The sequence below is a fragment of the Prevotella sp. P3-92 genome (assembly GCF_002251205.1).
In the GTDB taxonomy this organism is placed as follows: domain Bacteria; phylum Bacteroidota; class Bacteroidia; order Bacteroidales; family Bacteroidaceae; genus Prevotella.
Genome location: NZ_NPJE01000059.1, coordinates 100,462 through 114,621 on the forward strand (window position 1 = coordinate 100,462; position 14,160 = coordinate 114,621).

General features: G+C 49.2%; 11 protein-coding genes and 1 tRNA gene. 4 read left to right on the top strand and 8 right to left on the bottom strand.

Annotation, left to right across the window (positions count from 1 at the left end):
- Window positions 1-3: 3 nt before the first annotated feature.
- On the bottom strand, window positions 4-930 hold the full coding sequence (locus tag CIK93_RS09605) for a transketolase family protein (RefSeq protein ID WP_094447216.1): 927 nt from the start codon (window positions 928-930) through the stop codon (window positions 4-6).
- A gap of 33 nt (window positions 931-963) precedes the next feature.
- Window positions 964-1,797: a transketolase gene (locus CIK93_RS09610; RefSeq protein ID WP_094391728.1), complete on the bottom strand. Its 834-nt coding sequence runs from the start codon at window positions 1,795-1,797 to the stop codon at window positions 964-966.
- Between the two features lie 426 nt (window positions 1,798-2,223).
- On the opposite strand from CIK93_RS09610, the gene gpmI reads away from it, so the two are divergent.
- The 3 genes from gpmI to CIK93_RS09625 all read left to right on the top strand — a co-directional run bounded on the left by gpmI (window position 2,224) and on the right by CIK93_RS09625 (window position 5,593).
- The gene (gene gpmI / locus CIK93_RS09615; protein WP_094391729.1) at window positions 2,224-3,744 is read left to right on the top strand and encodes a 2,3-bisphosphoglycerate-independent phosphoglycerate mutase; all 1,521 of its coding nucleotides are present in this window, start codon (window positions 2,224-2,226) and stop codon (window positions 3,742-3,744) included.
- Between the two features lie 573 nt (window positions 3,745-4,317).
- A complete protein-coding gene (locus CIK93_RS09620; protein WP_094391730.1) occupies window positions 4,318-4,983 on the top strand; it encodes a uracil-DNA glycosylase in 666 nt (221 codons plus the stop codon).
- A 16-nt stretch (window positions 4,984-4,999) separates the two neighbouring features.
- The gene (locus CIK93_RS09625) at window positions 5,000-5,593 is read left to right on the top strand and encodes a DUF3109 family protein (RefSeq protein ID WP_094391731.1); all 594 of its coding nucleotides are present in this window, start codon (window positions 5,000-5,002) and stop codon (window positions 5,591-5,593) included.
- 41 nt (window positions 5,594-5,634) lie between these two features.
- Here CIK93_RS09625 and CIK93_RS09630 read toward each other — a convergent pair whose 3' ends face one another.
- The 5 genes from CIK93_RS09630 to CIK93_RS13700 form a co-directional block, all read right to left on the bottom strand.
- Entirely contained in the window at window positions 5,635-6,513 is an 879-nt protein-coding gene (locus CIK93_RS09630; protein WP_094434663.1) for a helix-turn-helix domain-containing protein, read from the bottom strand.
- Window positions 6,495-8,924, bottom strand: coding sequence for a glycoside hydrolase N-terminal domain-containing protein (locus CIK93_RS09635; protein WP_094447217.1), 2,430 nt, complete (start codon window positions 8,922-8,924; stop codon window positions 6,495-6,497). The genes CIK93_RS09630 and CIK93_RS09635 overlap by 19 nt, the downstream gene beginning before the upstream one ends.
- A gap of 157 nt (window positions 8,925-9,081) precedes the next feature.
- Window positions 9,082-11,052 carry a DNA topoisomerase (ATP-hydrolyzing) subunit B gene (gyrB, locus tag CIK93_RS09640; RefSeq protein ID WP_094447218.1) on the bottom strand — a complete coding sequence of 657 codons (1,971 nt, stop codon included), beginning with the start codon at window positions 11,050-11,052 and terminating at the stop codon, window positions 9,082-9,084.
- Between the two features lie 136 nt (window positions 11,053-11,188).
- Window positions 11,189-11,443 (bottom strand): 30S ribosomal protein S20, encoded by a 255-nt coding sequence (gene rpsT, locus CIK93_RS09645; RefSeq protein WP_094434657.1) that lies wholly within the window; start codon window positions 11,441-11,443, stop codon window positions 11,189-11,191.
- 174 nt (window positions 11,444-11,617) lie between these two features.
- A tRNA-Glu gene (locus CIK93_RS13700) sits at window positions 11,618-11,689 on the bottom strand.
- A 105-nt stretch (window positions 11,690-11,794) separates the two neighbouring features.
- Here CIK93_RS13700 and recO point away from each other — a divergent pair.
- Entirely contained in the window at window positions 11,795-12,520 is a 726-nt protein-coding gene (gene recO, locus CIK93_RS09650; protein ID WP_094391736.1) for a DNA repair protein RecO, read from the top strand.
- A 307-nt stretch (window positions 12,521-12,827) separates the two neighbouring features.
- On the opposite strand, the gene ftsZ is transcribed toward recO, so the two are convergent.
- The gene (gene ftsZ / locus CIK93_RS09655; protein ID WP_094435028.1) at window positions 12,828-14,141 is read right to left on the bottom strand and encodes a cell division protein FtsZ; all 1,314 of its coding nucleotides are present in this window, start codon (window positions 14,139-14,141) and stop codon (window positions 12,828-12,830) included.
- Window positions 14,142-14,160 lie beyond the last annotated feature (19 nt).

Here is a 14,160-nt window from a genome sequence, read left to right on the forward strand (position 1 = left end):
TTGTTATTTACGGATAAAATCGAGGGTTTTCTTCACTATGCCTGCGGCATCGAGTCCGTAGTGATGGAATATTTCGGTGTTGGAACCGTGTACTACGTTCTCGTCGGGAATGCCGATGATGCGTACCGGAACAGGATTTTCTGATAATGTTTCGCAGACCATGGCACCCAATCCACCATATTGGCTGTGTTCTTCAACGGTGATGATGCGTCCAGTCTCTGCAGCTGCGCGTCGAATGGCAGCTTCGTCGAATGGTTTCAGCCATGAGCAATCGAGCACACGGGCGCTGATGCCCTGTGCTTTGAGTTGCAGTCCAGCCTGCCAGGCATGATAGACAGTTTCGCCAGTGGCTATGATGGTGAGATCGGAACCATCGAGTACGGTGATGGCTTTGCCCACTTCAAAATCGAAATTATCGTCGGCATAGACGTCGGGCACAGCCGCACGTCCCACCCGTACATAACACGGTTGTTGGAAATCGACCAGTGTGTTGACCAGTTTGCGAGTCACTCGCCAGTCGCTGGGCAGACAAATGGTCATGCCAGGGAATGTGCGCAACACGGCAATATCGTGGAGCGAATGGTGGGTAGCACCGAGAGCACCGTATGCCACGCCGCCGCTAACACCGAGAATGGTCACAGGATTCTCGCTATACGCCAAATCCACTTTCACCTGTTCGAGTGATCGTGCCACATAGAAGCATGCCGGTCCGCAGCAGAATACCTTCTTTCCACTGTGTGCAAGTCCAGCCGAAATACCCACGGCATCCTGTTCGGCGATGCCACATTCCACAAACTGTTGGGGCAATGCGGTAGCATAGTCGCCCAGTGTGACCGAACCACGTGCATCGGTGGTAACGGCTATAATATCTTTGTCCTTACGTGCCAGTTCGAGCAACGTATCGGTAAACATCTTTCTGCAAGCAATCATATCTGATGGTTTAATGCGTTAATTATATAGAAATCAACTCTTGAGGGCGTCTATACGCTGTTGTATTTCAGCTACAGCAGCCTCACACTGTTCGGCATTGAGCACGCCGTGGTGCCATTTGGCAATGCCCTCCATGAAGCTGACCCCCTTACCTTTCGTAGTGTCTGATACGAGGAGATGAGGCTTTCCGTTGTTATAGTCGATGTTGTCGAAGGTGCGTATGATGTCATCCATACTGTCACCGTTCATCAAAATGACGTCCCAACCGAAGGCAGTCCATCTGTCGTGGATATTGTCGATAGGCATTACATCCTCTGTGTTGCCACTGATCTGCAGGTGATTGCGGTCTATGATTGCCACGAGATTGTCGAGATGATAGCGATTGGCAGCCATTGCCGCCTCGTAGATAGACCCTTCGCCCTGTTCACCATCGCCCATCATGACATAGGTGCGCCATGGCTGTTGGTCCATTTTTGCAGCGATAGCCATGCCCACGCCGATGGACAGTCCATGGCCGAGTGCTCCTGAGTTGACCTCGATACCTGGTACTTCGATGGTGGGGTGACCACTGAGAATGGAACCGAATTGTCCTAAGGTGTCGAGAACTTCGGGTTTCAGATAGCCTTTAGCCTCCAGCGTGACATAAAGTGATTCCACGCAATGCCCCTTGCTGAGTACGAATCTGTCGCGTAGGGGTGCTTTCGGATCTTTTGGATTGAGTCCGTTCATGACATGGAAATAGAGTGCCGTCATCACGTTGAGGCATGACAGGTCGCCTCCAATATGTCCCGCTTTGGCGGCATACACCACCTCGACGAGTCGTTTGCGGTTTTGCTCGGCGATGAGTTGCAGTTGTTTTGTATCCATAATATTGTCTTAGTAGTTGCTTTATATAATGATGCACGAAAGGACGAAATGTAATCACTTGAAGGGGGAAAAACGACAAAAACGATGTCTTAGGGGCATCTTCAAGTCTTATATGTAAGATTTAGCGTGTTGCTTCAATGGTACTCTCGCTCGGAAATAAAAGAAAAATCGAATTTTTTCTTTGTATTTCTCTCGCTTATTCGTACCTCTGGTGCTACGCGTCGAAGGTACTTGCGTTCGGAAATACAAAAGAAAAACGAGTTTTCCTTTTGTATTTCTCTCACTTATTCGTACCTTTGATGCTACGCGTCGAAGGTACTTGCGTTCGGAAATACAAAAGAAAAACGAGTTTTCCTTTTGTATTTCTCTCACTTATTCGTACCTTTGCAGTCTATATGAATAAGGTATAAGAAAACAGATAATATTATGGCAAAGAAAGCATTATTGATGATTCTCGACGGATGGGGAATCGGCAAACATGGTAAAGGTGACGTAATCTACAACACACCAACACCGTATCTTGACTATCTGACAGCCGTTTCGGCACACTCACAACTCGCTGCTTCAGGCGAAGATGTAGGTCTGCCCGACGGACAAATGGGTAACTCTGAGGTGGGACACCTCAATATCGGAGCAGGACGCGTGGTATATCAAGACCTCGTAAAGATTAACCGTGCATGCAAAGATGGCTCTATCATGGACAACGCACAGGTAAAGGCAGCTTATACCTATGCCAAGGAAAACGGTAAAAAGCTCCACCTCATGGGATTGACATCAAATGGCGGCGTACACTCAAGCCTCGATCATTTGTTTAAACTCATCGAAGTGGGAAAAGCATACGGACTGAAGAATCAGACCTTCATCCACTGCTTTATGGATGGTCGCGATACCGACCCGAAGAGCGGTAAGGGATTCATTGAGCAGCTCACCAAGGTGTGTGCAGACAATGATGCTGCCATTGCCGACATCGTGGGACGCTTCTATGCCATGGACCGTGACAAGCGTTGGGAACGTGTGAAAGAGGCTTACGACCTGATTGTGAAGGGCGAAGGCAAACAGTCGGCTGACATGGTGGCTGCCATGCAGGAGTCATACGATGAGGGCGTGACCGACGAATTTATCAAACCTATCCACAACAGTTCAGTAAACGGTGTGATTGAAGAGGGCGATGTGGTTATCTTCATCAACTTCCGCAACGACCGCGCTAAGGAACTTACCGTTGTGCTCACCCAGCAGGATATGCCCGAACAGGGTATGCAGACCGTGAAGAATCTGCAATACTACTGCATGACTCCATACGATGCATCGTTCCAGGGTGTACACATCCTCTTCCCTAAAGAGAATGTGGAAGATACACTCGGCGAATATCTCTCTCGCCAAGGCAAGAAACAGTTGCACACTGCAGAGACAGAGAAGTATGCACACGTGACATTCTTCTTTAACGGCGGACGCGAGCAACCTTACGAAGGTGAGGACCGCATACTCGTGCCATCTCCTAAAGTGGCTACTTACGACCTCAAGCCAGAGATGAGTGCCTACGAGGTGAAGGATAAATTGGTGGCTGCCATCAATGAAAACAAGTATGATTTCATCGTGGTAAACTTCGCCAATGGCGACATGGTGGGTCATACCGGTGTTTACAACGCTATCGCTAAGGCAGTATGGGCTGTTGACCACTGCGTGAAAGACGTGATTGAGGCTGCTAAAGCCAACGACTACGAGGCTATCATTATTGCCGACCACGGTAATGCTGACAATGCTATCAACCCCGATGGCACACCAAACACAGCACACTCACTCAATCCCGTTCCATTCATCTATGTGACCAACAACAACAGCGCTACCGTGAAAGACGGTCGTCTGGCTGACGTTGCTCCATCTATCCTCCATATTATGGGACTGGAGAAGCCTGCCGATATGACGGGTGAAAACCTGATAGAAGACTAATCTATATCAAGTATAAAACATTCCGAAGAGTGCAAAGCCCTATGGGTTTTGTGCTCTTTGTTTTTTATAGATGATCCATTTGAAAGCCACATCGCTCTGCAAAGTAAATTGGTTTGCTGAGGAAAACAAATTGATTTGCTGAGGAAAACAAATTGATTTGCTGAGCAAAGTAAATTGATTTGCTGATCTGTATGACGTTTTTGATGTTGTAAAATGCAGTAGGAGAGTGATTTATATCATATCTTCAGGCCATGAAAAATCGCTGTCTTTTCATGCTGCGAAATAAAAGCTTGTATATTAGCGAATTTTCAGCAACAGAAAAGTTGCTGACTGAAGCCCATCAACACCACGCACTGACGACCGTCACGGCGGTTGCGAGCATCGGAAAAGCGAGGCTGGCAGACTAAGAAACAAAGATGCTGATTTGGCATTATGAAATATTTTGCGTAACTTCGCAGCCAGAAATATACACCCTGACCGATGGGCTGAACAGGGACTGAAACGATAGGATGACATCTTGTCAGCACCACGATTCAGCCGCACGACCTATCGGGCATAAATGCAGAACAAGCAATGAACGTAGAGATAGAACCATCATGGGCGCAACGGTTGAAGCCGGAATTTGACAAACCCTATTTTCAACAACTCACCCAAACGGTGCGCATGGAGTACAGCCAGTATTCATGTTTTCCACCAGGACGACTGATATTCAATGCCTTCAACCTTTGTCCGTTCGACAAAGTGAAGGTGGTCATTCTCGGCCAGGACCCGTATCACGAGCCAGGACAGGCTCATGGACTGAGCTTCTCGGTGCTCGACGGTGTGCGTTTCCCTCCCTCATTGCAGAATATCTTTAAGGAGATTCACGATGATTTGGGTACGGATATGCCTTTTTCGGGCGATTTGACGCGATGGGCACAACAGGGTGTGTTGCTGCTCAATGCCACACTTACCGTGCGTGCGCACCAAGCCAACAGCCATGCTGCCTTTGGTTGGCAACAGTTTACCGACGCTGCCATCCGTGCACTGGCTACCGAACGCGAGGGCGTGGTCTATATGTTGTGGGGCGGATTTGCGCGCGGCAAGGCTTATATGATAGATAAGCAGCGCAATCTTGTATTGGAGTCTGTCCATCCTTCTCCACTTAGCGCCAACCGCGGCGGATGGTTCGGACAACATCAGTTCTCGCGTTGCAATGCCTATCTGACCGAACATGGACAGCAACCTATCGTATGGTAAACCCGAAAATAGATAAATGATGAAGATACCACCTATTATAGATATTGACGGCATACTGGTGTCGTCGGACATATTGACAGAGTGTTTTTGTTGCGACCTCGATGCCTGTAAGGGTATCTGTTGCGTGGAAGGTGATGCCGGTGCACCGGTCACTACCGATGAAGTGATGGCTATTGAGGACAGTCTCGATACCGTTTGGGAAGACCTTTCGGCATCGGCACAAGCCGTAATTGACCGTCAGGGGGTGGCTTACAGCGATCCCGATGGCGACTTGGTGACGAGTATTGTGGGCGGAAAAGACTGCGTGTTTACTTGTTACGACAACGGATGTTGTCTCTGTGCACTGGAGCGTGCCTATCGTAATGGTAAGGCGAAATTCTGTAAACCCATCAGTTGTGCACTCTATCCCATTCGCGAGAAACGATTCTCCAGTGGGCTCGTAGGACTGAACTACAACCGCTGGGCGGTGTGTAAAGATGCGGTGAAGAAAGGAAACGAGTTGCAACTTCCTGTCTATCGTTTCCTCGAAGGCCCGTTGACACGTCGCTTTGGCGAAGCGTGGTATAAAGAACTCTGTGAAGTGGCACAGCAGTTGTTGGCTGCCGAATAGCATTCAGGTAGCCCATGCCACTTGTTGAAGGGAGCAGGTCGCTATGAACGGCGGTATTCCGAGGGACTCATACCGACGTGCTCCTTGAAAAACTTTCCGAGAAACGACTGATTGGGAAAGTTCAATGCTTCAGCAATCTCCTTGATATTCATATTCGTATTCTTCAGCAACACGCGCAATTCGCGGGTCACATAACTGTTGATCCACTCGTAAGGCGTACGCTTGCTCACCTTTTTGATGGCTTCCGACAGATATTTCGGCGTGATGCAGAGTTGCTCTGCATACCAGCTGACACGGCGCTCGCTGCGGAAATTGGCTTCGAGCAAATGGATAAACTGTGTGAAGAGTTGGCTGCCGCGCAACACACGGTGCTCGGTTGGCTTGCGCGTGTGATAGACCAAGTCGCTCAAATCGTAGAACATGGCAAGCAGAAGGGTGGAGACTAACTTCTTGCGGTAATGGTGCCCCTTGTTCTCCAACTTACCCTTGATGAAGTTGTAGTAGTTGCTGAAGGTGGTCATCTCCGATTCAGTCAGGCTCACCACATGGTTGTTGAGCGAGAAAAGCAGCAACGACGACATGTCGGTGATGTCTTTCATAAACTCATAGTAGAAATCCTTGGACAGCATGATACACTGCGCTTTGAGGTCTGCCGATGGCACAAAGCGCTCGACAATATGTCGGTCGGAAATCATGATGAGGTCGCCAGGATTGACAGTGACCTCTTGGGTGTCGATAGAACATACGGCATGACCCTCCTGACAAAGGGCTATCAGGATGAAGTTCATGCGCTTAGCCTCTTTCGGAATAGGCGCTTCGGCAATCTCTTCGCTCAACACAATGTCGTCGTCGAAGAAATGTATGTTTTGCCAATGCTTGGTATTCTGCAGGTTGGTTTCTACTATTTTTCGCTTTTCCATGTTGTTACTGTTTTTGTTTCACCGGCTTTCAGTGTCAGTACGGCTTGGTCTTGACCGCAAACCAATGTTACTTTGCCTGATGCTTTGGCGGTGACAGTCACCTTGGTGGGACGCCCTTCCTGCCAGGTCATTGTCACAACGTAGCCTCCGCGAGCGCAGAGTCCACTTACGCTGCCGTTGCTCCAAGCTGAAGGTAAGGCAGGTAGCAACTCGATGGTTGCCTTGCCGCCCTCATAACTGCTTTGCACCAGCATCTCGGCAACACCGGCTGTTCCACCGAAGTTACCGTCAATCTGGAACGGGGGATGGGCATCGAACAGGTTGGGGTAGGTGCCGCCAGCATGGGGCAACGTAGAGTTGCGGTCTTCTTCAGAGCGCACAGGAGTGAGCAGCTTGCGATAGATGCGGTAAGCGCGCTCGCCATCGTGGAGACGTGCCCATAGGTTGATGCGCCAACCGGTGCTCCAACCTGTGGTTTCATCACCCTTCTGGATGAGCGTTTGGCGGCATGCTTCCTGCAAACGGGCATCTTGCAGATGGTGGCCGGGATAGAGGCCGATGAGATGTGACTGGTGGCGATGTTTCGGATCCTTATCGCGCCAGTCGTAATACCACTCGTTGAGATCGCCATCCTTACCGATGGTATAGGGGCGCAACTGGTTCAGGCGGCGCTGCATGGCCGACAGTTGCGATGATTTGGCACCAATGGTGCGAAGTGCCTCCATGAGGTTTACTTTCAGTTCGCGTATGATGGCGAGGTCGGCTGTGCCGCCGTAGCAGGTCACACCCATGTAGCCTTGGTCGGTGATATATTCGTTTTCGGGAGAAGTAGAAGGCGCTGTGATGAGTTGGTGCTTACCGGATTGCTTGGGATCTTCTATCAGCCAGGCATCGCAGAAATCGTGGGCACCCTCCATCAGTGGCAGGGCAATCTGGCGCAGATAGTTGCGGTCGCGAGTGAAGAGGTAACGCTCCCACAGGGTGTTGACGAGCCATGCACCACCCATGTTCCAACAGCTCCACATCGGACTCTCGCGGTTTTCTCCAACAGGATTGGTCATTGCCCATAAATCACTATTATGGCAGGCACACCAACCACGGTCGATGCCATAGAAATGGTGGGCGGTATGCTTGCCGTTTTCTGCCAGTGCTTGTATGAAAGCATCAAGCGGTTGCGCCATTTCTGCTAAGTTGGTGGTGAAGGCGGGCCAGTAGTTTTCCTCCAAATTGATGTTCATGGTGTAGTTGCTGCGCCATGGCGACCACAAATGTGGCGTCCACAGGCCTTGCAGATTGGCAGGTATGCCGGGCGTGCGCGAACTGCTGATGAGCAGATAGCGACCATATTGGAAGTAAAGCGTTTCGAGATAGGCATTGCCGCGAGGTGTGGGCAATGGTTTTCCATCGGCAGTTTTTCCATCGGCGGGAGGCAGTTGTGGCACTTGTGACCGCAACAGGCTATCGGTAGTGACGGTGGGTAGCTCGCCACCGAGGTTGAGTTTCACGCGGTTGTAGTGTTGCTGGTAGTCGCTGACATGGGCGCTGCGCACTTGTTCGTAGTTGGTATTGGCAGTGTGCCAAGCATCGTCGGCAGCATTTTCCAAATAGGGTGCTCCGGCTGTGACGGGGTGGTTGCGGGGACCGTTGTAGCTTGTGGCATTGACAAAATAGATGGTTGCTTCGCTGCCGTGACGCAGTGTCAGACCCTCACTGTCAGCTGTGACGGCGCCATCGGTCTCGCAGAGGCGCACAATGGTGCAAAAGTGGACACTCTCTTTTGCATCGCCAGTGGCATGACCAGTCATGGTGAGCTGTCCGCCCTGACTGGCTTTCACCTCATGAGGCAGTTGCGAACCGAGGGCAATACGGAAGTTGAGCGCTCCTTTCTCGCTGGCTGTCAGTCGGATGGCAATAGTGCGGTCGGGATTTGATGCGATATATTCGCGCGTAAAGGTCACGCCGTTACGGTCGAAACGGTCGGAGGCAATGGCTCGGTCGATATCGAGTGTGCGCTGATAACGCTTCACTTTGCCTTCGTTCCAATCGTAGAGATGAACCGTGGCAAGCGGCTGGTAGTGGGCTGAGTTATGGCCTTCCACATGCAACTGCAGGCTGTCGGCACGCTGATAATCCTCGGCAAAGAGGGCTTTGCGTATTTCGGGAATCCACTTGGAGGCACCTGCTCCTTCGTTGTGATCTACAGGACTGCCGGTCCAAAGCGTGATATCGTTGAGATAGAGAAGGCAGTCGTCGGTGCCGCCATATACTAATGCCCCCATTTTACCATTACCGATAGGCAGCGATTCTTCGAAGAATTGTGCTGGACGGTTGTAGGTGAGGCGCATCGGGAGTTGTTGGGCTGAAGTGCTGATGGCTGTGAACAGCGACAGGAGCAATAGGATTTTTTTCATATTTACAGTCTTATTCAGGCGTAATTTTGATGTTGGTATAAGTTGTTATGTTAGTCTTTGACACATCTGTAATCTGTGTGATAGACCTCCAAAATGATAGACACGAGGGCGGACACCATTGCTGGTTCCGCCCTCGTGTTGATATGGTAGTTGGCCTTTATGCATCAATATTGGCATAGGTGGCGTTCTTCTCGATGAATTCGCGACGTGGTTCTACGTCGTCGCCCATAAGCATGGAGAAGATTTCGTCTGCCTCGGCGGCATTCTCGACAGTAACCTGTTTGAGCAAACGGTTGGCAGGATTCATTGTCGTCTCCCACAGTTGCTCGGCATTCATCTCACCAAGACCTTTGTAACGCTGTGTGTGCAGACTCTTGTCGTCATCGCGACCATCCACGTATTTGTCGATGAAAGCCTGGCGCTGTTGGTCGGTATAGCAGTATTCTGATATCTTCTTGTAGGTGCACTTGTATAGTGGTGGAGTGGCAATATACAGGTGACCGCCCTGAATAATCTGGGGCATGAAACGATAGAACAATGTCATGATGAGGGTGTCGATGTGTGAACCATCGACGTCGGCATCGGTCATGATGATGATCTTGTCGTAGCGCAGCTTGTCGATATTGGCTTCACGGTCGCCTTCGCCTTCAACGCCAAAGCGTACACCGATACTCTGGATGATGTTCATCACTGATTCGGCTTCGAATACACGATGCCACGGAACCTTCTCAACATTAAGGATCTTACCACGCAAAGGTAGGATGGCTTGGAAGTGACGGTCGCGACCTTGCTTGGCAGAACCACCGGCTGAGTCACCCTCGACAAGGAATATTTCACACTCCTTCGGGTCTTTATTGGAACAGTCGGCAAGTTTGCCGGGGAGTCCACCACCCGTCATGGGGTTCTTGCGCTGTACACTTTCGCGGGCTTTGCGGGCTGCAATACGTGCTGTGGCAGCCAGAACAACCTTGTCGCAGATGAGCTTTGCCTCCTTGGGATGCTCCTCCAGATAGTTGCTCAATGCTTCGCCAACTGCCTGCTGAACGGCACCTGCTACTTCAGAGTTGCCCAACTTGGTCTTGGTCTGACCTTCAAACTGTGGTTCGGCTACCTTGATAGAGATAACAGCGGTAAGACCTTCGCGGAAATCCTCACCTGCAATTTCTATCTTTGCCTTCTCGATTTGCTTGGAAATCTGCGGATCGGCATCGGCATAAGCCTTCAGCGTGCGGGTCAATGCCATACGGAAACCTGTCAGGTGGGTACCACCTTCGATGGTATTGATATTGTTGACGTAGGAGTGAATGTTTTCGGTATAGTCGGTATTGTACATCACGGCAACCTCAATTGGGACTCCTTGCTTTTCGGTCTTCAGATAGATTACATCGTCGAAAAGGTGGGTGCGATGGCGATCAACGTAGCGCACAAACTCTTTCAAACCGTCTTTGGCATGGAATACTTCTTCCTTAGTCTTGCCTTCTTCGTCGGGGCGCATGTCGCGCAACGTGATGGTGATACCGGCATTCAGATAAGCCAACTCGCGCATACGCTTGGCGATGATGTCATACTTGTAGATGGTGGTGGTAAAGATATTGGGATCGGGCCAGAACTGCTGGCGAGTTCCGGTCTTATCGGTGTCGCCCACAATCTTAACGTCGTAAAGGGGCTTGCCCTTCTCGTATTCCTGCTGGTAGATATGACCATTGCGGAACACCTGTGACATCATGTGGGTAGAAAGTGCATTCACACAACTTACACCTACACCATGCAGACCACCGCTGACTTTATAACTTCCCTTGTCGAACTTACCACCGGCGTGGAGCACGGTCATAACAACCTCAAGGGCCGATTTGTGCATTTTTTTGTGCTGGTCAACGGGGATACCACGACCGTTATCCTGCACGGTTATAGATTCATCTTCGTTGATCGTTACTTCTATATGTGTGCAATAGCCTGCCATCGCTTCGTCGATGGAGTTGTCAACGGTCTCGTTCACCAAATGGTGCAAACCCTTTTCACTGATATCGCCGATGTACATCGCTGGGCGTTTGCGCACGGCTTCAAGTCCCTCGAGCACTTGAATATTGCTCGCGGAATAGTTGCTTTCTTTCGTAATGTCTTCTGCCATTGTTATTTTAGAGCTATTATAGGTTGCAAAGATACAAAAAATCTGCGACTTATCAGAATCTTTTGCGCACAAAAATAACAAAGACCACATCCTTTTTGCAGAATGTGGTCTTTGGGAGAATATTCTTGGATTGTTTTTATCCGAGTTTGTTGATGTACTTGGTGAGGCTTGACTTCAAGTTAGCTGCCTTGTTCTTATGGATGATGTTGCGCTTTGCGAGCTTGTCCAGCATCTTCTGTACGCAAGGATACAGCTTGGTAGCTTCGTCCTTGTCGGTCATGGCACGCAGTTTGCGAACAGCGTTGCGCATGGTCTTTGCATAGTAGTGATTGTGCAGGGCTTTAACTTTGTCCTGACGGATTCTCTTAAGAGATGACTTGTGGTTTGCCATTGTTGTTGAATTGTTTAAAATTGATAATGTTGATTTAAAGCTTCTGGGTCTTGCGTTAAAATAACTGCCCTGGGCGGTCTCTATTAAGGATGTACCTAAAATAAAAACCTCCGTCACCTTTTCCCGATTATTATCAGTAGCGCATCGCTGCGCAGATGGCGGACTTAAATGTTGTAGTCCCTAGGAGAGTCGAACTCCTCTTTAGAGAATGAAAATCTCTCGTCCTAACCGATAGACGAAGGGACCATGCGTTTTCTTAGCGGGTGCAAAGGTACGGTATTTTTTTTATTCTGCAAAACTTTCTCGCAAAAAAATGCATTTTATTCGTGTTTTTTTTGTAATTTCGCCCTCATGATAGCAAAAACAGACGCAATAGTGCTGCATACCATTAAATATGGTGATAAGAAAATTATAGTCGATATGTTTACCAAAGAAATGGGTAGAATGGCGTTTGCCGTGACTGTAAGCAGCAAGAATACGGGAAAGATGAAGAAGCAGTATTTCCAACCGATGACTATGTTGGAACTGACTTGTGACCTCAGGCCTGGACAGCAGTTGCAACGACTGAAAGACGTGAGGTTGACGGCTCCGGCATCTTCCATTTGCCTCTGTGCTGATAAGTTAGCTATTGCGCTCTTTGTTGCTGAGTTCCTGTATTACAGTCTCCGATCAGAGCAACGCAATGTGACGCTCTATGATTATATTTGTGACTCATTGCAGTGGTTGGATGCTGCAAATGACGGTTATGCCAACTTCCATCTGACGTTTCTCATGCGCATTTCAAGATTTCTGGGTTTCTTTCCTAATCTTGAAGATTATCATGAAGGATGTGTGTTTGATATGAGAAACAGTTGTTTCTCTATGACGGTTCCTATGCATCACGACTTTATTGCGGCTGACGATGCGGCATTGTTGCAACAGTTGATGCGGATGAATTTTGCCACCATGCGGCTTTTCCGTATGTCGAGACATGAACGAAATCGTATTGCGGAAGTGCTCGTGGAATATTACAGAATACATATTCCGGGATTCCCTATGCTTAAGAGTCTTGAGGTTTTGCAACAATTGTTCGACTGATTGCTGGTGTGTGTCATGGGTTTAAACGAACTCTGACTGGTGTTGGATAGATGTTCGATAGGTGTTGATAGACGTTGTTGAAAATGTATCGAACATCTGTGTAATGACTTGTCAATTAGAAGACTATGCAAGAAAGGTGCTTGGTGCTGACAAAATGAATGACTTGCGCGTGTGCGTATATGTACGTGTGTGCGCGCGTATATCATTAATGTGATGGTTATGGGATTTCGATAGCTTGGTTATTATACAATCGGCGGACACCCTTATCAACAAGGTGTCCGCCGATGGTTGTATATGATATGTGGTGTTATGCAAACACGATAGTTCCCTGTATGTCTTCCTTAGGGGTTTCATCTACAGTAGTAGGATGTCCGTTTGCCTGGTTGTGGATGTTTTCCAGTATCTCGCGTGTGCGCTTGTAGGTGGGACTTTGTTCTACTGCAGAGATGACATTCTCGTTATCGAGGTCTTCGGCATTAAAGCGATAGATATGCGGACGACGACGGTAGCGTGTCTTGTTGGGGGTGTCGTGATAGTATCGGTCTCGGCGATCTTCCCTCTTGGCTTGTGCTTCGATGGCATCGGCATCTTCTTGGGCGAAGCGGTCTTTTATGTGGTCTTTCATGCCTTCCACATGTTCTACACCAAAACCAGTGGCAAGGATAGTGACCTTTACCTTCTTTTCCAATTCAGGATTGATGGCAAGTCCCCACTTGATTTCAAAGTCGCTAAACTTCTCCATGAACTCGTTGACATCGCCCATTTCATCCATCATCAGGCCGTTGCCATTCTTTCCACCTGCGAATGTGATGTTGAGAAGAATCTTCTTGGAGTTGAAAACATCTTTCTCGTTGAGCAAAGGTGAGTTGATTGCGGCTTCGATGGCTTTCTTTACACGACCTTCGCCCTCACCGTAACCTGTTGACATGATGGCCACACCACCGTCTTTTAATACGGTCTTCACATCGTTGAAGTCAAGGTTGATCAGTCCATGCTCGGTGATAATCTCAGAAATGGACTTTGCTGCTATTGACAATGTGTCGTCGGCTTTTCCGAAAGCGTCCTGTACGGACAGGTCGGGATATATCTCGCGAAGGCGGTCATTGTTGATGACAAGCAGGGCATCAACATGCTTGGCCATTTCTTCTACGCCGTCGAGGGCTTGGTCTATCTTTTGCGTGCCTTCCCAACGGAAGGGAATTGTCACGATACCTACAGTCAGAATGTCCATCTCTTTGGAGATGCGTGCAATGACAGGTGCGGCACCTGTACCTGTACCACCGCCCATTCCGGCAGTGATGAATGCCATGCGGGTACCATCGTTGAGCATTTCTCGAATGTCATCTGCGCTCTCTTCGGCAGCCTTTCGGGCTTTTGCGGGTTTGTTGCCGGCACCGAGTCCTTCTTTGCCCAACTGCAGATGGACAGGGACGGGAGAGTCGTTGAGGGCTTGGTTGTCGGTGTTGCAGAGCACGAAGGTTACATCGTGGATGCCTTTCCGATACATGTGGTTGACTGCGTTGCCGCCTCCGCCACCTACACCGATAACTTTGATGATGCTGTTGCTCTTGTCCGGATCGCCAAAATCCAATATATTGTTTGTATTATTTGTCTCGCTCATAATTCTTTGATTTTGTGGT

Excerpts from the sequence above, each read along its gene's own strand:
- recO (WP_094391736.1), top strand. The coding sequence starts at position 11,795 with ATGATAGCAAAAACAGACGCAATAGTGCTGCATACCATTAAATATGGT.
- CIK93_RS09635 (WP_094447217.1), bottom strand. The coding sequence starts at position 8,924 with ATGAAAAAAATCCTATTGCTCCTGTCGCTGTTCACAGCCATCAGCACT.
- gyrB (WP_094447218.1), bottom strand. The coding sequence starts at position 11,052 with ATGGCAGAAGACATTACGAAAGAAAGCAACTATTCCGCGAGCAATATT.
- gpmI (WP_094391729.1), top strand. The coding sequence starts at position 2,224 with ATGGCAAAGAAAGCATTATTGATGATTCTCGACGGATGGGGAATCGGC.
- rpsT (WP_094434657.1), bottom strand. The coding sequence starts at position 11,443 with ATGGCAAACCACAAGTCATCTCTTAAGAGAATCCGTCAGGACAAAGTT.
- CIK93_RS09630 (WP_094434663.1), bottom strand. The coding sequence starts at position 6,513 with ATGGAAAAGCGAAAAATAGTAGAAACCAACCTGCAGAATACCAAGCAT.
- CIK93_RS09605 (WP_094447216.1), bottom strand. The coding sequence starts at position 930 with ATGATTGCTTGCAGAAAGATGTTTACCGATACGTTGCTCGAACTGGCA.
- CIK93_RS09625 (WP_094391731.1), top strand. The coding sequence starts at position 5,000 with ATGATGAAGATACCACCTATTATAGATATTGACGGCATACTGGTGTCG.
- CIK93_RS09610 (WP_094391728.1), bottom strand. The coding sequence starts at position 1,797 with ATGGATACAAAACAACTGCAACTCATCGCCGAGCAAAACCGCAAACGA.
- CIK93_RS09620 (WP_094391730.1), top strand. The coding sequence starts at position 4,318 with ATGAACGTAGAGATAGAACCATCATGGGCGCAACGGTTGAAGCCGGAA.
- ftsZ (WP_094435028.1), bottom strand. The coding sequence starts at position 14,141 with ATGAGCGAGACAAATAATACAAACAATATATTGGATTTTGGCGATCCG.